Raw genomic sequence first — 17,131 nt, 5'->3', positions numbered from 1 at the left:
CCACCGGTGTACGGCGGGTCACTTGCGCTCGCCTCGTACACGTGTTCGAATAGTGCCCATGCGCTGGGACAACCTCACCGCTCCCCCGGTCGAGGGAGACCCCGAGCGGGCAGCGCCAGCGACGCCACCCCTGCCGCTGGCGCTGCCCGGCGCCGTCGCCCGCACCTTCGACACCCCCGAGTTCGCCGGGATGACCTTCTACGAGGTGCAGGCCAAGTCCATCCTCAACCGGGTGCCCGGGCAGTCCCGCGTCCCGTTCGAGTGGACGATCAACCCGTACCGGGGCTGTTCTCATGCATGCCGTTACTGCTTCGCGAGAAACACTCACACTTACCTCGATCTCGACGCCGGCGCGGACTTCGACCGGAAGGTGATCGTCAAGGTCAACGCCGGCGAGCTGGTCCGGCGGGAGCTGGCCGCGCCGAAATGGCGAGGCGCGCACGTGGCGATGGGCACCAACGTGGACTGCTACCAGCGCGCCGAGGGCCGCTACCGGCTGATGCCGCAGATCATCGCCGCGTTGCGGGACTTCGCCAACCCGTTCTCGATCCTCACCAAGGGCACGCTGATCCTGCGCGACCTGCCGCTGCTGCGTCAGGCCGCCGAGGTGACAACGGTGGGCATCTCGTTCTCGGTGGGGTTCGTCGACGAGCACCTCTGGCGCACCGTCGAGCCGGGCACACCGCACCCCCGCCGCCGGTTGGACGCCGTCCGGGCGCTCACCGACGCGGGTTTCTCCGTCGGCGTGCTGATGGCCCCGATCCTGCCCGGCCTCAGCGACAGTGACGAGTCGATCGAGGCCACCGTGTCGGCGATCGCCGCCGCCGGTGCGACCAGCGTGACCGCCCTGCCCCTGCACCTGCGTCCGGGCGCCCGGGAGTGGTACGCGCACTGGCTCGCCCGCGAGCACCCGCACCTCGTGCCCCGCTACCGCGAGCTCTACCGGGCCGGCGCGTACGCCCCGCAGGCGTACCAGCGGGAGTTGACCGCGCGGGTGCGGATCGCCTCCCGCCGGCACGGGCTGCACCGCGGGGAGCGGGGCGACAACCGCACCCTGCCCGAGCCGCCGCCACCGTCGGCAGCCGAGCAGCTGACACTGCTGTAGTCGGAGCTACAGTCGGCGGGTGCGTACCGCTCAGCAGATCCTCGCCGACTCCGCCGTGATCGCCGTCGTGGGCGCGTCCCGCGACCCCAACAAGGCCGCGCATGGCGTGCCATTGCAGATGCAGCGACACGGTTGGCGGATCATCCCGGTCAACCCGTCGGTCGATGAACTCTTCGGGGAGCGGGCGTACAAGACTCTCGCGGACATCCCGCACCCGGTCGACCTGGTGAACGTGTTCCGGCCGGCGGCCGACGCCGTGCAGGTCGTCCGCGACGCGGCGACGATCGGCGCCCCGGCGGTCTGGCTGCAGTTGGGCATCGTCTCGGCCGAGGCGCGGCGGATCGCCGAAGAGGCTGGCATGGACTATGTGGAAGACCGCTGCCTGGCCGTGGAACGCGCCGTGAACGCGCTAACCCGCCTGACCTGACCCCCCACCCTCGCGATCTTGCACTTTCGGTCGCCGTTTCGCCCCGTCAAGCGGGTTATGTGACGACAGGAAGTGCAAGATCGCGGAGGTAAAGGGGATCAGATCTTGTACTCCTTGAGGAGGCCTCGGCTGATGATGGTCTTCTGGATCTCCGAGGTGCCCTCGCCGATGAGCAGGAACGGGGCTTCCCGCATCAGCCGCTCGATCTCGTACTCCTTGGAGTAGCCGTAGCCGCCGTGGATGCGGAACGCCTCCTGGACGACCTCGGCGCAGTATTCCGAGGCGAGCAGCTTGGCCATGCCGGCCTCGACGTCGTTGCGCTGACCGGCGTCCTTGAGCCGGGCGGCGTTGACCATGAGGGCGTGCGCGGCCTCGATCTTCGTGCCCATCTCGGCGAGCTTGAACGCGATCGCCTGGTGCCTGGCGAGCGGCTGGCCGAAGGTCTTGCGCTGCTGGGCGTACTGCACTGCCAGCTCGAAGGCGCGGATGGAGATGCCGCAGGCGCGGGCGGCCACGTTGACCCGGCCCACCTCGATGCCGTCCATCATCTGGTAGAAGCCACGGCCCACCTGGTCAGCGCCGCCGAGGATCGCGGAGTCGGGCACCGTCACCCCGTCGAGCACCATCTCGGTGGTCTCGACGCCCTTGTAACCCATCTTCTCGATCTTGCCGGGGATGGTCAGGCCGGGAGCGGTCTCGCCGAAGCCCGGCTCCTTCTCGAGCAGGAAGGTACTCATGTTGCCGTAGACGGACTCCGCGCCGGTGTCGGTCTTGACCAGGGTGGCCACCACCGAGGAGTACGCCCCGTTGGTGAGCCACATCTTCTGCCCGTTGAGCACGTAGCTGTCGCCGTCACGGACGGCCCGGGACTTGATCGCCGAGACGTCGGAGCCGGTCTCGGGCTCGGACATGGAGAACGCTCCGCGCACCTCGCCGGTGGCCATCTTCGGCAGGAGGCGGGCCTTCTGCTCGGCGGAACCGTGCTGGGAGATCAGGTACGCCACGATGAAGTGGGTGTTGACGATGCCGGAGATCGACATCCAGCCTCGGGACAGCTGCTCCACCACGAGCGCGTAGGTGAGCAGCGATTCGCCGAGCCCGCCGTACTCCTCGTCGATGGTGAGGCCGAAGAGCCCCATCTCGCGCATGCCGTCGAGAATGTCGGTGGGGTACTCGTCGGCGTGCTCCAGCCGCTGCGCGTGCGGGATGATCTCCTTGTCGGCGAAGTCCCGAACGGTCTCCAGGATCGACTGTTGCACATCGGTCAGGCCGGGCGTCTGGGCGAGTCGAGCCATCACAGCCTCCGGGGATCCGCGCACTACTCGTGGGTAACTGAACGCTGGGTCAGTATCGGTCTCTCGGGTCGGCGAGGCCAAGGTGACCAGTCCACACAACCGCTGTGAAAAGGTTCACCGCTGCGGGTAGCGTCCGGCAAGAGGGACTTTTCCGGCACCGGCAGGAGGAGGACAGCTGTGAGCCACCCGCCGCCGTCGGGACCACCCGGCGACGAGCCGCCGCCGTCGCCCTACGAACCACCAGCTGACCAGTCGCCGTACGCGCCACCGCCGGCCGGCCAACAGCCGTACGCGCCGCAGCCGGACCAGCCGGCGTACGAGCTACCAGCGGAACGTTCACCGTACGGGCCACCCGGCGACCAGCCGTCGTACGGTGACCAGCGGCCGCAGCAGTCGGCGCACTGGAGCCAGCAGCCGCCGTACCCCCCGCAGGGCCCCTACGGTCAGTACGGCCCACCGCCGTCCGGGCCGGGGCAGCGCACCAACGTGCTGGCGATCCTGTCGCTGGTGTTCGCCTTCGTGTTCCCGCCGGCCGGCGCGGTCCTCGGCCACGTGGCCAAACGGCAGATCCGCACCAGCGGCGAGGACGGCGACCAGCTCGCCACCTGGGGGCTGATCCTGGGCTACGTCTTCACCGGGCTCACCGTGCTGGCCTGCTGTGGCTGGCTGGCGCTGGTGGCCTTCGCCAACAACGGCGACAGCGGCGGCTACTGACCGGCGCGCGGGTGCGGAGCGTTCCGGTCAGCGGAAGCGGGCCTCGCGGACGCTGTTGCCACCGTCCACCACCAGCATCTGCCCGGTGATGTACGAGGCGGCCGGCGAGCAGAGGAAGCTGATCGCCGCGGCGACCTCGTCCGGCGTGCCCGGTCGCCCCACCGGCGTGCCCAGCCCCTGCTTGATCTCGGCCATGGTGGACGCCGCTGTGTAGATGGTGCCGGGCGCCACCGCGTTCACCGTCACGCCGTCGGCGATCATCTCCATGGCCAGGGCCCGGGTCAGCCCGACCACCCCGGCCTTCGCCGCGGCGTACGCGGCTTCGGTGGGCAGGGCGTTGACCGGGCCGGCAGTGGCCGCCAGGTTGACGATCCGACCCCAGCCCCGCTCGGCCATTCCCCCGATGAACGCCCTGCTGCACAGGAACGCGGTGGAGAGGTTGCGGTCGATCTCGCCACGCCACTCGTCGTAGCTCAGCTGGGCCACCGGTCGCAGCACGCCCTGGCTGGCCCGACTGGCCAGGCCGGCGTTGTTGACCAGCACCTCGACGTCGCCCAACTGCTCGGCGACCGCGTCGGCCAGTGCGCCGACCTCGGACTCGTCGGTCAGGTCCGCGACGAAACCGGTCACCCCCAACTCGGTCGCCCGCTCGTGGATGCGTCGGGTGGTCGACACGATGGCCACCCGGGCACCGAGGTCGGCGAGTCGCCGGGCGGTCGCGTACCCGATGCCGTCCGGGCTGCCCGCCCCGGTGACCAGGGCGACCCGCCCGTCGAGACGCATGGTCACCGGGTCGGCGAGCGCGACCGGTTCGTCGCTGCCGGAGCTGCCCGCCGGGGCGGCCGTCCGGGCCCGCCGGGCCGCGCCCGGACGGCTGACGTCCCGTCGGGGTCGACTGCCGGAGCGGTCCGCGGCGCGCGCGTCGAATGCCATGCCAGGGATCCTGCCCGTTACGACCGGCCCGGGCAACGCGGCACCCGGAAGCAGGGGCATCGGGTTTGGGTGGCTGTGGCTACCCTGTCTCCGCACCCCGACCTGACGGAGAGTTCGCATGACAAATCCCCCGCCGCCCGGCAACTGGAGCGATCCCACCTGGTCGGCCCCGCCATCGAGCCCCACACCCGACCCGACCCTGGTGGCCGGTCAGCCGGTGCCCCCGCAGCCTGGCCCGGTCGAGGCGTACGCCCCGACAAACCCGTACGCCCCGGTGAACCCGTACGCCCCGGTCGACCCGTACGCCGGCGCGCAGCCGCCCGCCACCCAGCCGATGGCCGAGTACGCCCCGCCCGGGTACGCCCCGGCCGGCTACCCGCAGCAGTACCCCGGCTACGGCTACCCGCAGCCGCCGAAGACCAACGGACTGGCCATCGCCGCGTTCGTGCTGGCCATGATCGGATTCACGTCCTGCATCACCGCGCCGATCGGCGCGATCCTCGGGCACGTCGCGCAGAAGCAGATCCGTATCAGCGGCGAGGGCGGCGCGGGGATGGCGAAGGCCGCCATCATCATCGGCTGGATCCTCACCGGGTTCCTGGTGCTGGTGCTCGCCATCTACGCCGCCGCGATCATCTACGCGATCGCGACGAGCAACGACAGCGGCAGCTACTGACCGACGGGCGGGACGGCGTACCGCCGATTGTCGAGCCGGGTCGACAAGCCGGCGGCCGCCGTCCCGTCCCGGCCCGTCACTGCGCCGGCGGGGTGAACGACGAGGTACGGCTCATCCCGGCGGCCCGGCCCTTCGCGGCGACCACCAGCGCCATCTTGCGGGACGCCTCGTCGATCATCTCGTCGCCGAGCATCACCGCGCCGAGCTTGCCGCCGGCCTCCGAGGTGTAGTGCTCGTACGCGTCGAGGATCAGCTCGGCGTGGTCGTAGTCGGCCTGCGCCGGCTGGTAGACCTCGTTGGCGGCGTCGATCTGGCCGGGGTGCAGCACCCACTTGCCGTCGAAGCCCAGCGCGGCCGAACGCTTGGCCACCTCACGGAACCCGTCCACGTCGCGGATCTGCAGGAACGGGCCGTCGATGGCCTGCTTGTCGTGCATCCGGGCGGCCATCAGGATCCGCATCAGGATGTAGTGGTACGGGTCGCCCGGGTAGTCGGGGATCAGCGCACCGACCACAAGCGACTTCATGTTGATCGACGCCATGAAGTCGGCCGGGCCGAAGATGATGGTCTCCACCCGGGGCGAGGCGCCCGCGATCGCGTCCACGTTGACCAGGCCGGCGGCGTTCTCGATCTGCGCCTCGATGCCGATCCGGCCGACCTCCAGGCCGAGGGTCTTCTCGATCTGGGTGAGCAGCAGGTCCAGCCAGTGCACCTGCTCGGCGGTCTGCACCTTCGGCAGCATGATGCAGTCCAGGTTGGCGCCGGCACCCTCGACGACCTCGATGACGTCCCGGTAGGTCCACGGGGTGGTCAGGTCGTTGACCCGGACCACCCGGGTCTTTCCGGCCCAGTCACCCTCGTTGAGCGCGGCCACGATGTTCTTGCGCGCGTCCGGCTTGGCCAGCGGGGCGACGGCGTCCTCCAGGTCGAGGAAGACCTGGTCGGCCGGGAGCCCCTGGGCCTTGCCGAGCATCTTCACGCTGGAACCCGGTACGGCGAGGCAGGACCTGCGGGGGCGACCGACTGCGGCCATGGATGCGCTCCTTCCAGCGTCCGGCGGGCACGCCGACGCCACCTGACGACAGATCCGAAACCTTAACGATCCCAAAGGTCGTTGTGACGCCACGGTAACCTCGCGCCATGACCGGGGTGAATGGACCTGTGGAAGATCTCACTGGGCGTCGACTGGTGGTGGTGACCGGGGCCAGCTCCGGCATCGGGTTGGCCGCCGCCGTGCACCTCGCCTGCCGTGGCGACCAGGTGGTGCTGGTCGGGCGGGACCCGGCCCGGCTGCAGGCGGCGGCCGAACGGGTCCGGGAGACCTCCGGCGAGCGGCCGGAGCTGTTCCGGGCCGACTTCGCGGTCCTCGACGACGTACGCCGACTGGCCGCCCAGCTCCGGGCCGCGTACGACCGGATCGACGTGCTCGCCAACAACGCCGGCGCGATCGCGCTGCAACCACTGAGCACCGTCGACGGCTTCGAGATGTCGATCCAGGCCAACCACCTGGCCCCGTTCCTGCTGACCAGTCTGCTCGCCGACCGGGTGGGCCGGGTGGTGGTGACCGCCTCCGGCGCTCACCGCTTCGGCGCACTGGACCCGGACGACCTCAACAGGCCGCTGCGTGACTACCGGCCGATGGGCGCGTACGGCACCAGCAAGCAGGCGAACATCCTGTTCACCGCCGAGGCCGCCCGGCGCTGGCCGGACATCTCCGCGTACTGCTTCCACCCCGGGGTGGTTCGCACCCGGTTCGCCAACGACAGCAGGCTGGTCGCGTTCGGCATGCGTTTCATGCCCTTCCGCAGCCCGGAGAAGGGCGCCGAGACGCTGGTGTGGCTGGCCAACCAGGACCGCTCCCGGCTCATCAACGGGGGTTACTACGTCGACCGCCGACCGCGTCGGCCCCTGCGGAAGGCGGCCGATCCACAGCTCGCCGCCCGGCTGTGGGCGGCGAGCGCCAAGGCCGTCGGTCTGGACACCTGAGGTGGCCGGCGGGCTGACACTCGTCGCGGTCGTCGAGTTCACCGTCGGGGCGGAGGCCGCCGGGCGGCGTTACGAGGATGCCGTGCTGGCCCTGCTGGGGCGGCACGGCGGTTGGTTGGAGCGGCGACTGCGCGGCACCGACGGCCAGACCGAGGTGCACGTGATCCGGTTCGACTCCCGGGCCGGGTACGAGTCGTTCCTCGTCGACCCGGACCGGGCGGCCCTGCGCGGCGAGCTGGGTGAGGCCGCCCCGACGACCCGGGTCATTGAGGTGCGGGAGGGCTAGCCAACCGCGCGGGAGACGCGCCCCGGCGCGCGGCCCGACCGCCGCCCAGCACCACCACCGCCACACCGGCCAGCAGCAACGCCATCCCGAGCAGCGCGTACGGGCGGGGCACCTGACCCAACCAGGCCCAGCCGAGCAGTGCGGCGCCGGGCGCTTCCAGCAGGATCAGCACGCTCACCGTGGTCGCCGGGATCTTCCGCAGGGCGTAGTTGAACATCGAGTGCCCGAGCAGTTGGGCACCGGCCACCAGAGCCAGGATGGCCAGCCAGGTACGCCCGTCGAACCCGGTCAGTCGTACGCCACCGACCAGGCACAGGGCCAGCAGGATCAGCGCGCAGATCCCGTAGCAGATGGTGGTGTAGGTGGTGGTGCTGATGCTGGTCCGGGCCCGTTCGCCGAAGGCGGTGTAGACGGCGGCGAACATGGCGCCGGTCAGCGCCAGCACGTCGCCGAGGACGGCCCGGCCGGAGACACCCACGTCCACACCGGTGGCGATCGCCGCGCCGCCGACCGCCACCGCGATGCCGACCCACACCACCCGGGGCAGCGGTCGCCCCTGAGCGCGGGCGATCAGCCCCTGCCAGACCGGCTGGGTGGCGACCAGCGCGGTGGACGTGGCGACCGTGGTGAGCTGGGCGCTCGGCACCCAGGTCGCGAAGTGCCCGGCCAACGCGACCCCGGACAGGACGCAGAACAGTCCCTCCCGTCGGCCCGCGCCCACCGTCAACCGGCGGAACTCGGCACGACGCCGGGCCAGCGCGACAGGGCTCAGTACGGCCACCGCGAGCAGGTTGCGCCAGAACGCGATGGCCAGGGCGGGGGCAGCGGCGTACGCGATCAGCGGCGCTGACGACGACACGGCGACCACTGCCAGTCCGACCGCGCCGGTGGTCAACGGATCCACTGTCGGTCGAGGTGAAGGTGGGGGCACGGGACGTAATCCTCACACGTATGACGGTCGACACGGAGGGTCATCACTCCGTTACGATCACGCGGGTCCGCGCCGGCGACCCTCGACCGCCCGGAGGCGTTCCCCCATGTCCAGCTACCAGGCGGTGCTGTTCGACTTCTTCGGCACCCTGACCCGTTCGGTGCAACGCGGTGCCGCGCACGCCGGCACCGCCGAGCTGCTCGGGTGCCCCACCGACGCGTTGTCCGAGGTGCTGAACCGCACCTACTACGAGCGGGCCAGTGGCCGGTTCGGCAACGCGGAGGCGACCCTGCGCTGGGTGTGCGCCCAGGTCGGCGTACACCCCAGTGACCAGGCGGTGCGGGCGGCCGTGGCGTCCCGGCACCTGGCGGTCCGCGCGGACACCTGGCTGCGGGCCGACGCGGTGCCGGTGCTGGCGGCCCTGCGCCAGCGCGGCCTGCGCACCGGCGTGATCAGCGACTGTACGCACGAACTGCCGGCCTTCCTGCCGCAGCTGGCGGTCGCCCCGCTGCTCGACGTACAGGTCTTCTCGGTGCAGGTCGGGCGGTGCAAGCCAGACCCGACGCTCTACCTGACCGCCTGCCAGCGGCTCGGGCTCACCCCGGGCGACTGTCTCTACGTCGGCGACGGTGGCAGCCAGGAGTTGACCGGCGCGGAGCGGGCCGGGATGACAGCCGTCCGGCTCGCCGCACCGGATCTGGCCACCCACATGGTGTTCAACGCCGACCGGGACTGGCGCGGCCCGACGCTCGGGACCCTGGGTGAGGTGCTCGCCCTGGTCGACCACGACGCGGCGGTGGCGGGCGTCGGCGGTCGGGCGGACTGATCCGTTGATCAGCGGCGGCGGACCCGGTGCAGCCGGAACGGCTTACGGGTGGCCCGCACCGCCGGAGTCGCCCGGGGCGGCTCGGCCTGCGCGTCGGCCGGCAACTCCGCGCCAGCCAGCGGTGTACCGGCCGGGACGAGGCGGTTCACCGCGCAACCGTCGGCGGCCCAGCGGGCCACCAGGTCGGCGGTCGGTCCGGGCGCGTTGAGACGCTTCGCCGCCACCAGCGGGGCGGTGGTGTCCCACGCCTCGGTGCCCGGCTGCAACCGGCTCACCCGGGCCGGCCAGGTGACGATCCGACCGCCGTGGTCGCCGCGCAGGGTGACCTGGGCCTCGGTCGCGTCGGCCAGACCCGGCGCGGCCTGCTCACCCGGCCCGCTGACCACCAGGAGCGCGCCCTCCAGCGGGGCGCACCAGAGCGCGAGCGCCGGCCCACCGGCAACGCTGACCCAGGCCACGGCGGCCTTCTTCATCGCCTCGTCGACCAGTGGGGTGCCCCCGGGGGCGTCCTTGTCCGTCACACCCGCATCCTCCCGCATCGGCGCCTTCGCTCAGCCCACGAACGGCGGCACGGCGATCTCGCCGCGGGCCACCGGCATCACCTGACCGGTGACCGTCGCACCGACCGCCGCGCCGTCCGCCGCGGTGACCGTGCAGGCCAACGCGGACGGGCGGTTCATCTCCACGCCCTGGCGGACCGCGTACTCCGACCGCCCCTCGCCGGGCAGCAGACCACTCGCCACCAGCCAGACACCCAGGCCGAGCGCCGCCGAACCGGTCGCCGGGTCTTCCGGAACGCCCATCCCCGGCACGAAGACCCGGGCGTGCGCGGTTTGCGCTGCCGCGTCCCAGGAGAAGACGCTGACGTGCGACACCCCGTACCGTTCCGCCGCCGCCGGGTTCACCCGGGCGCGGGCCACCGACTCCGGCCGCACCGGCAGGTACGGAAACTCCAGCCCGCAGCCGGCGACCCGGGGCGCGGGGCCGACGTGGTCGTCGGCGGCCAGCCCGGCGATCTCCAGCAACGGCTCCGGATCCAGCTCCGGCCCGAGGGTCGGGGTGCCACCGGTCAACGTCGCCCCGGACGCGGTCACCTCGATCGGCAGCACACCGGCCCCGCATTCCTGGGTGACCTGCCCCACACCGAACATCCCCCGCCGGCACGCGGTGACCGCCGCGCCGACGCTGGGGTGCCCGGCGAACGGCAACTCCTCCACCGGGGTGAAGATCCTGGCGCGGTAGGTGGCGCCGACCTGGGTCGGCGGCAGCACGAACACCGTCTCGGAAAGGTTGAACTCCAGCGCGAGCGCCTGCATCTGCTCGGTGGCCAGCGCCTCCGCGCCGAACACCACCGCCAGCGGGTTGCCGGCGAAGGGGCGATCGGTGAAGACGTCCACGATCTCGTAGGCCAAGGTCGACATGTTGATAAACAGTAGGCGCTTAGGCTGGTGCGCGTGAGCACGCCGACCCGGGTCTACATCGCCCGTCTCGCCGGAGTCGCCGTCTTCGACCCGAACGGTGACCAGGTGGGGCGGGTCCGTGACGCCGTGGCACGGCTCCGGGCGACCAAGCGTCCCCCGGAGGTGGTGGGGCTGGTCGCCGAGATGCCGATGCGTCGTCGGATCTTCCTGTCCATCAACCGGATCACCTCCATCGACGCGGACGCCGTCGTGCTCGGCTCCGGCACCCTCAACCTGCGCCGGTTCGAGAAGCGACCGAACGAGCTGCTGGTGCTCCAGGAACTGCTCGACCGGCGGGTGCAACTGGACCCGGGCGGCCAGCCGGGCGCGGTCGTGGACGTCGCCATGGAGTGCACCAGGGGTGGCGAATGGTCACTGACCCGCGTCGCCGTCCGCGAGCAGACCGGTCGGCTCAGCCGCCGCGGCCACCTGCACCAGGTCGAGTGGGACCGGGTGCGCGGGCTCAGCGGCATCGCCGACAACCGGGGTACGGCGAACCTGCTCGCCGTACTGGAGGACATGCGCCCCGCCGACCTGGCCAACGCGTTGCAGGACCTGCCCGACGCGCGGCGCAACGAGGTCGCGGCCGCGTTGAACGACGAGCGACTGGCCGACGTGCTCAGCGAACTGCCCGAACACGACCAGGTGGAGATCCTCGCCGCCCTCGACCGGGAGCGGGCCGCCGACGTCCTGGAGGAGATGGACCCGGACGACGCCGCGGACCTGCTCAACGAACTGCCCCCACCCGAGCAGGACGTGCTGCTGGACCTGATGGAGCCGGACGAGGCCGACCCGGTACGTCAGCTGCTGAAGTACACCCCCGGCACGGCGGGCAGTGTGATGACCTCGGAGCCGGTCATCCTGCCGCCGGACGCCACCGTCGCCGAGGCACTGGCCCGGATCCGGGAGCCCCAGCTCTCCCCCGCCGTCGCCGCGCAGGTCTTCGTGACCCGGGCGCCGCAGAACACCCCGACCGGCCGCTACCTGGGCATGGTGCACTTCCAGGCGCTGCTGCGCGAACCGCCGGCCGACCTGCTGGGCAAGGTGGTGGTCAACGACATCGACCCACTTCGTCCCACCACCCCGCTGCCGGAGATCACCCGTCGGATGGCCACCTACGACCTGGTCGCCATGCCGGTGATCGACCGCAACAATCGGCTGGTCGGCGCCGTGACTGTCGACGACGTGCTGGACCACTCGCTACCCCGCGACTGGCGGGACCGTGACGCGCTGACCGCCTCGGGCAGCACCGACACCGCGCTGGACGGCACAGATGGCTGACCAGCGGCGGACGGAGCGTCTCGACCAGCCACGCGAGCCCCGGGGTGTCAAGCTGCCCCGGTTCGACGCGGAGGCGTTCGGCCGGTGGTCCGAGGGCATCGCCCGGGGCATGGGCACGGCGAACTTCATCGTCGTGATGACCGTGGTGATCACGATCTGGTTCGTCTGGAACACCCTCGCCCCGGCGGACCTGCGCTTCGACCCGTACACCTTCACCTTCCTGACCCTGGTGCTGTCGTTGCAGGCCAGTTACGCGGCCCCGCTGATCCTGCTGGCCCAGAACCGGCAGGCCGACCGGGACCGGGTGGCCCTGGAGGAGGACCGGCGGCGGGCCACCGCGCAGAAGGCGGACACCGAGTACCTGGCCCGGGAGATCGCGGCCCTGCGGATCGCCCTGGGTGAGGTCGCCACCCGCGACTTCCTCCGCTCCGAGCTGGCCCGGCTGGCCGAGGAGCTGGACGAGATGGGCCAACGCCGGCAGCGCCTGGAGCGCCGCCAACAGGAGAAGGACAACCGGCAGGAGCGGCGTGCGCACCGCCCGAACGACGGTGTCGGCCTGGACGAACCCCGCGACGACCTGGACGGCGACCTCACCCGGGACGCCCGGCCGGACGGCACCGCCCCGCGCCGGTCGGAGGGCTGACCAACGGGTCATCGATTGGCTCACACCGCCCCGGGCAGCGGCGGCAACGGATGCCCCTCGACGTAGCATTGCGGGCATGTCAGCACCCGTGAGCACCGTCGAGGACGCGATCCAGGCCGCCCTGGCCACCGTCAACGACCCGGAGATCCGCCGGCCCATCACCGAGCTGGGCATGGTCCGCTCCGCCACGATCGGCGCCAGCGGTGTCGTACGCGTCGAACTGCTGCTCACCGTCGCCGGCTGCCCGCTGAAGGACAAGCTGCGGACCGACATCACCGCCGCCGTCGCCGCGGTGCCCGGCGTCACCGGCGTGGAGATCGACTTCGGTGTGATGACCCCGGAGCAGCGGCAGTCGTTGCAGTCGCAGCTGCGTGGCGGCGGCGCCACCGAGGAGCCCGTCATCCCGTTCGCCCAGCCCGGCTCGCGCACCCGCGTGTACGCGGTGGCCAGCGGCAAGGGTGGCGTCGGCAAGTCCAGCGTGACTGTCAACCTGGCGGCGGCGCTCGCCGCCCGGGGGCTCTCCGTCGGGGTGGTCGACGCGGACATCTACGGCCACTCGGTGCCCCGGATGCTCGGTGCGGACGGCCGACCCACCCGGGTCGAAGACATGATCATGCCGCCGCAGTCGCACGGCGTGAAGGTCATCTCCATCGGCATGTTCACCTCCGGCAACGCCGCCGTCGTGTGGCGCGGCCCGATGCTGCACCGGGCGCTGCAGCAGTTCCTGGCCGACGTCTACTGGGGCGACCTGGACGTGCTCCTGCTCGACCTGCCGCCGGGCACCGGTGACGTGGCCATCTCGTTGGCCCAGCTGCTGCCCAACTCGGAGATCCTGATCGTCACCACCCCGCAGACCGCCGCCGCCGAGGTGGCGGAACGAGCCGGGGCGATCGCCCTGCAGACCCACCAGCGGGTGGTCGGCGTCATCGAGAACATGTCCTGGCTGGAGCTGCCGGACGGTTCCCGGATGGAGATCTTCGGCGCCGGCGGTGGTGCGGCGGTGTCCGAGTCGCTGAGCCGGACCATCGGCGCGCAGGTGCCGCTGCTCGGTCAGATTCCGCTGGACACCCGGGTCCGCGAGGCCGGCGACGCCGGCAACCCGGTCGTGCTGGCCGAGCCGGAGTCCCCGGCCGCGCAGGCACTCGGCGCGATCGCCGACCGGCTCGCCGTGCGCCGCGAGTCGCTGCTCGGCAAGCCCCTCGGCCTCAAGCCCGCCGGTCGCTGACCAACAACGACCACCGCCAGCCCGTCGGCCGCTGTTGGCCGGCGGGCTGAGTCGTCTCCACGGACATGGCCAGCGGGGCAGCCGGCGGCGGGCGGCCGGCGGGCCGGGGGCGGGCCGGGGGCGCACATGATCGACTCGGGTTTCCGGAAGTCGCGGTATCCGGCGCCGGTTGACGGGCCGACTTCCGGAAAACCGAGTGATCAGAGCAGCCGTCCGGCCCGGGCGGACATCAGCCGGCCGAGCCCTGGCAGCGCGGGTACCAGCCGGTCAGGTGGCGTCGTCGTAGCTGACGCGGGGGGCCGGCGCGGAGGGGCTGCTGGTGGCCGTGCCGGAGCGGGCCCCGTCGGACCGCAGGTCGGCGGCGTTGGCCACGTCCTTCAGGTCGTCGTGTACGCCGCTGACGTCCGCGCGCAGGTTGTCGTAAACGCCCTGCAGCGGCTTGCGGATGGCCGCCTCGTCCTCCTCGCTGAGGAGGTGCTTGCGGATGAACGCCTTCGGGTGCAGGTCTTCCAGCTGGATGTCGGTGCCCAGCTCACGGCTCAGGTCGCCGGTGGCGTTGCGGGCCATGTTGCGCAGGTTGCGCACCAACCGCAGGCCGTCGGTGATCACGGCGGGGAGCCGGTCGCCGAAGATCAACAGCGCCAGGAGCAGCAGCGCACCGATCTCCCACCAGTTCAGGTTGTCGAGCATCCCGCGGGCCTCCTCACGGCGTCAGCAGCAAGACTACGCACGCCAGACGGCTTTCGGGCAAGGGGTACACCGCTGTTCACTTCGCATCCGCGGCGAGAGTTACCGAGGTGTTCTGCCGGGCGGAGCCCCGCCGATACTCGACCGTCACGACCGATCCCGGCGCGTACTTGCGGACCAACGCGGTCAGGTCCGTCGGCTCGGTCATCGGCCGTCCGTTGATCTTGAGGATCACGTCGCCGACCTTCAAGCCGGCACCGTCCGCTGGCCCGGACGGCTCCACCTCGGCCAGCCGCAGGCCACCCCCGACGACCCCGGTCGGGCCGTCCGCCCGGGCGCCGATCACCGTACGGCGGGCCTTGCCGGTGCCGATGATGTCCTGGGTCACCCGCTTGGCCTGGTTGATCGGGATGGCGAAGGCGAGCCCGATGTTGCCCGCCTCCTGCCCCTCGGCGACGAGCGACTTGATGGTGGAGTTCACCCCGACCACCCGGCCCGCGCCGTCGACGAGTGGGCCGCCCGAGTTGCCGTGGTTGACGGCGGCGTCGGTCTGGATGGCGGCGTAGTAACGCACCGGCCCGCCCGGCTCGCCGGCCTGCATAGTCCGGTCCAGGGCGCTCACGATGCCGGCGGTCACCGTGTTGGCCAGCGACAACGGCGAACCGATGGCGAGCACGGGGTCGCCGACCGCCAGCGCGTCGGAGTCGCCGAACTCGACGGGCCGCAACCCGGGACGACTCACCTTGATCACGGCGATGTCCGACTCCGCGTCCTGCCCCACGATGGTCGCCGGCGCGGTGCTGCCGTCGTTGAAGACCACCGAGGCCTTGCCGGTGCCGCCGGCCACCACGTGGTCGTTCGTGATCACATGGCCGTCGGCGGTCGCGATGAACCCGGAGCCCTCACTGGTCCCGCCGAGGCTGCTCACCCGTACGGTCACGACGCTGGGCAGGACCCGTTCGGCGACCCCGGCCAGCGACTCCGGTTTGCGCTGCGCCAGTGCCGGCGCCTCGGCGGGCGCAGCACCGAGAACCGCGGCACCGGCGCCGCCGCGCACCGCGAACGCGTAGCCCAGCGCACCGCCGAGGGTGCCGGCCAGGAGCGCGGTGATCACGGGAATGAGCAGCAACTGGCGCACCGTCGGCCGGCCCGGCGCATCGGGGTCGGTGACCGGCTCGGGCTCGGTGCCGGGGGCGACCATTCCGGGCACCACCACAGCTGTCGGTGCCGCCGGGTCGCGCCACGGGTCGGCGAGGGCGTCGGACCACCAGGGCGACGCGTCGGCCGGGTTGGGCCCGCCCGCAGCCGGTGCCGGCCAGCCCGGTGCCGGTCCGACCGAGGACGCCGGCACCGCAGAAGACGCCGGCCAACCCGAAGCCGGTCCAGCCGAGGACGCCGGCCCCACGGGAGCCGGTGACCAGCCCGGTGCCGGCCCCACGGGAGCCGCCGGCCAGCCCGGTGCCGGCCCCACGGGAGCCGCCGGCCAGCCCGGTGCCGGCCCACCTCCGGGCGAGGCGAGGGGCGCGCGGTCAGCCCCCGGCATGGTCGGCCCCACCGGCGGGGCTCCTGCCCCGGGCGGTCGCGCCGGATCCGGAGTCTCACCGCCCCGGCGCCAGTCCCAGCCGTCGGTCACGTCGGTGCCTCCCAGTCCGTCCCCGGATCCCGCGCCGCGTCGCCCGGCCACGGGCCGGTCTGGTCGCGGCTGACGGGATACCGCCTCCAGGATTGCACGGATGGGCGCGGTGCAGTCAGCGGTTGCCCCGGTGATCGCTTCCGGCGGAGGCGCGGCTGCGCCCCACGACGGTCGCCTCTACGCTCACAGTGCCAACCCGCCCCCGCACCACGCACCGCCCCCGGAGGTGCCCCATCGCCACGGTCGCCGGTTCCGGCAGTTCGACGACGCACGCTCAGCAGTTCGCGGAGTCGTACGTCACCGAGGATCTCGTCCTGCGTACCGCCCGCAGCCTGGCCCGGGAAGTGGGCCTCGACGCGGTCACCCCCGGCGCGGGAGCGGCGTTGCGGCTGCTGGCCGCCGCCGGCAATGCCCGTGCGGTGGTGGAGATCGGCACCGGAACCGGGGTGAGCGGTGTCTGGTTGCTACGCGGCATGCGTGCCGACGGCGTGCTCACCACGATCGACGTCGAGGTGGAGCACCAGCGGATCGCCCGGCGCATCTTCGCCGAGGCGGGCTTCGCGGCCGGGCGTACGCGGATCATCACCGGTCGCGCGCTGGACGTGCTGCCCCGGCTCGCCGACGGCGCGTACGACCTGGTCTTCGTGGACGCGGAGGCGACCGGCTTCCACGCCTGCGTGGAGGCGGCGCTGCGGCTGTTGCGGCCGGGGGGCGTGCTGGCGCTCAACGGCGTGCTGGCGAGCGACCGGATCGGCGACCCGGCCGCCCGGGACGCGGAGACGGTGACGGTTCGCGAGACGATCAAGGCAGTCCGGGAGTCGGAGCACTGGATCCCCGCGTTGCTTCCGGTCGGGCACGGGCTGCTCGCCGCGGTGAAGTGCTGACCCAGGCCCGCGCCGGATCGAGCCGGGTCTCCACCCCACGCCCTAGGGCCTGTTTCATAAGAACTGGCCGGCCTGCGGCGGGCCCGGACGACGACCGGCGGCGTTGCGGTTTCGTCCGGATACGACACCGGTATCCGGA

19 protein-coding genes are annotated in these 17,131 nt (G+C 72.1%); 11 read left to right on the top strand and 8 right to left on the bottom strand.

Annotation, left to right across the window (positions count from 1 at the left end; translation table 11 throughout):
* Positions 1-58: 58 nt before the first annotated feature.
* Positions 59-1,105, top strand: a complete 1,047-nt coding sequence (locus KBX26_RS25680) for an Rv2578c family radical SAM protein (RefSeq protein ID WP_210858916.1) — start codon at positions 59-61, stop codon at positions 1,103-1,105.
* Between the two features lie 19 nt (positions 1,106-1,124).
* Positions 1,125-1,532, top strand: a complete 408-nt coding sequence (locus tag KBX26_RS25675) for a CoA-binding protein (RefSeq protein ID WP_030329201.1) — start codon at positions 1,125-1,127, stop codon at positions 1,530-1,532.
* Positions 1,533-1,630: 98 nt separating this feature from the next.
* On the opposite strand, the gene KBX26_RS25670 is transcribed toward KBX26_RS25675, so the two are convergent.
* Positions 1,631-2,827, bottom strand: a complete 1,197-nt coding sequence (locus KBX26_RS25670) for an acyl-CoA dehydrogenase family protein (RefSeq protein WP_210866597.1) — start codon at positions 2,825-2,827, stop codon at positions 1,631-1,633.
* 177 nt (positions 2,828-3,004) lie between these two features.
* On the opposite strand from KBX26_RS25670, the gene KBX26_RS25665 reads away from it, so the two are divergent.
* Positions 3,005-3,541 (top strand): DUF4190 domain-containing protein, encoded by a 537-nt coding sequence (locus tag KBX26_RS25665; RefSeq protein WP_030329206.1) that lies wholly within the window; start codon positions 3,005-3,007, stop codon positions 3,539-3,541.
* Positions 3,542-3,568: 27 nt separating this feature from the next.
* Here KBX26_RS25665 and KBX26_RS25660 read toward each other — a convergent pair whose 3' ends face one another.
* Positions 3,569-4,474, bottom strand: coding sequence for an SDR family NAD(P)-dependent oxidoreductase (locus KBX26_RS25660; RefSeq protein ID WP_030329208.1), 906 nt, complete (start codon positions 4,472-4,474; stop codon positions 3,569-3,571).
* Positions 4,475-4,592: 118 nt separating this feature from the next.
* On the opposite strand from KBX26_RS25660, the gene KBX26_RS25655 reads away from it, so the two are divergent.
* Positions 4,593-5,150: a DUF4190 domain-containing protein gene (locus tag KBX26_RS25655; protein ID WP_210866596.1), complete on the top strand. Its 558-nt coding sequence runs from the start codon at positions 4,593-4,595 to the stop codon at positions 5,148-5,150.
* Between the two features lie 76 nt (positions 5,151-5,226).
* On the opposite strand, the gene KBX26_RS25650 is transcribed toward KBX26_RS25655, so the two are convergent.
* Positions 5,227-6,183, bottom strand: a complete 957-nt coding sequence (locus KBX26_RS25650) for a CoA ester lyase (protein ID WP_030329214.1) — start codon at positions 6,181-6,183, stop codon at positions 5,227-5,229.
* A 128-nt stretch (positions 6,184-6,311) separates the two neighbouring features.
* Between KBX26_RS25650 and KBX26_RS25645 the strand changes: the two genes are divergently transcribed.
* A complete protein-coding gene (locus KBX26_RS25645) occupies positions 6,312-7,136 on the top strand; it encodes an SDR family NAD(P)-dependent oxidoreductase (RefSeq protein ID WP_210866621.1) in 825 nt (274 codons plus the stop codon).
* Position 7,137: 1 nt separating this feature from the next.
* Positions 7,138-7,422: a hypothetical protein gene (locus tag KBX26_RS25640; RefSeq protein ID WP_210866595.1), complete on the top strand. Its 285-nt coding sequence runs from the start codon at positions 7,138-7,140 to the stop codon at positions 7,420-7,422.
* Here KBX26_RS25640 and KBX26_RS25635 read toward each other — a convergent pair.
* Positions 7,400-8,353 carry a DMT family transporter gene (locus tag KBX26_RS25635; protein WP_030329221.1) on the bottom strand — a complete coding sequence of 318 codons (954 nt, stop codon included), beginning with the start codon at positions 8,351-8,353 and terminating at the stop codon, positions 7,400-7,402. The two genes, KBX26_RS25640 and KBX26_RS25635, sit on opposite strands and share 23 nt — an antisense overlap.
* Before the next feature lie 106 nt (positions 8,354-8,459).
* On the opposite strand from KBX26_RS25635, the gene KBX26_RS25630 reads away from it, so the two are divergent.
* On the top strand, positions 8,460-9,179 hold the full coding sequence (locus tag KBX26_RS25630; RefSeq protein ID WP_030329223.1) for an HAD family hydrolase: 720 nt from the start codon (positions 8,460-8,462) through the stop codon (positions 9,177-9,179).
* Between the two features lie 8 nt (positions 9,180-9,187).
* Here KBX26_RS25630 and KBX26_RS25625 read toward each other — a convergent pair whose 3' ends face one another.
* Together KBX26_RS25625 and KBX26_RS25620 are read right to left on the bottom strand one after the other, a co-directional pair.
* Positions 9,188-9,718, bottom strand: a complete 531-nt coding sequence (locus tag KBX26_RS25625; protein WP_051708197.1) for a hypothetical protein — start codon at positions 9,716-9,718, stop codon at positions 9,188-9,190.
* Between the two features lie 12 nt (positions 9,719-9,730).
* Entirely contained in the window at positions 9,731-10,600 is an 870-nt protein-coding gene (locus KBX26_RS25620) for a PhzF family phenazine biosynthesis protein (protein WP_030329227.1), read from the bottom strand.
* Between the two features lie 33 nt (positions 10,601-10,633).
* Here KBX26_RS25620 and KBX26_RS25615 point away from each other — a divergent pair, with 33 nt between their 5' ends.
* The 3 genes from KBX26_RS25615 to KBX26_RS25605 all read left to right on the top strand — a co-directional run bounded on the left by KBX26_RS25615 (position 10,634) and on the right by KBX26_RS25605 (position 13,788).
* Positions 10,634-11,920, top strand: a complete 1,287-nt coding sequence (locus tag KBX26_RS25615) for a magnesium transporter MgtE N-terminal domain-containing protein (RefSeq protein ID WP_030329229.1) — start codon at positions 10,634-10,636, stop codon at positions 11,918-11,920.
* A complete protein-coding gene (locus KBX26_RS25610; RefSeq protein WP_030329231.1) occupies positions 11,913-12,563 on the top strand; it encodes a DUF1003 domain-containing protein in 651 nt (216 codons plus the stop codon). Before KBX26_RS25615 ends, KBX26_RS25610 begins: the two co-directional genes overlap by 8 nt.
* 76 nt (positions 12,564-12,639) lie before the next feature.
* A complete protein-coding gene (locus KBX26_RS25605) occupies positions 12,640-13,788 on the top strand; it encodes an Mrp/NBP35 family ATP-binding protein (RefSeq protein ID WP_030329233.1) in 1,149 nt (382 codons plus the stop codon).
* Positions 13,789-14,055: 267 nt separating this feature from the next.
* Here the strand turns inward: KBX26_RS25605 and KBX26_RS25600 are convergent, their stop codons facing one another.
* Positions 14,056-14,478, bottom strand: a complete 423-nt coding sequence (locus KBX26_RS25600; protein WP_030329235.1) for a preprotein translocase subunit TatB — start codon at positions 14,476-14,478, stop codon at positions 14,056-14,058.
* A 76-nt stretch (positions 14,479-14,554) separates the two neighbouring features.
* The gene (locus KBX26_RS25595) at positions 14,555-15,826 is read right to left on the bottom strand and encodes a trypsin-like peptidase domain-containing protein (RefSeq protein ID WP_307857905.1); all 1,272 of its coding nucleotides are present in this window, start codon (positions 15,824-15,826) and stop codon (positions 14,555-14,557) included.
* Positions 15,827-16,422: 596 nt separating this feature from the next.
* Between KBX26_RS25595 and KBX26_RS25590 the strand changes: the two genes are divergently transcribed.
* Positions 16,423-16,992 (top strand): O-methyltransferase, encoded by a 570-nt coding sequence (locus KBX26_RS25590; RefSeq protein WP_030329239.1) that lies wholly within the window; start codon positions 16,423-16,425, stop codon positions 16,990-16,992.
* Positions 16,993-17,131 lie beyond the last annotated feature (139 nt).

It is taken from the genome of Micromonospora sp. C97 (genome assembly GCF_018070385.1).
In the GTDB taxonomy this organism is placed as follows: domain Bacteria; phylum Actinomycetota; class Actinomycetes; order Mycobacteriales; family Micromonosporaceae; genus Micromonospora; species Micromonospora parva.
Note: the sequence above shows the minus strand (reverse complement) of the source record. Positions and strands in the feature narration are given on the sequence as shown.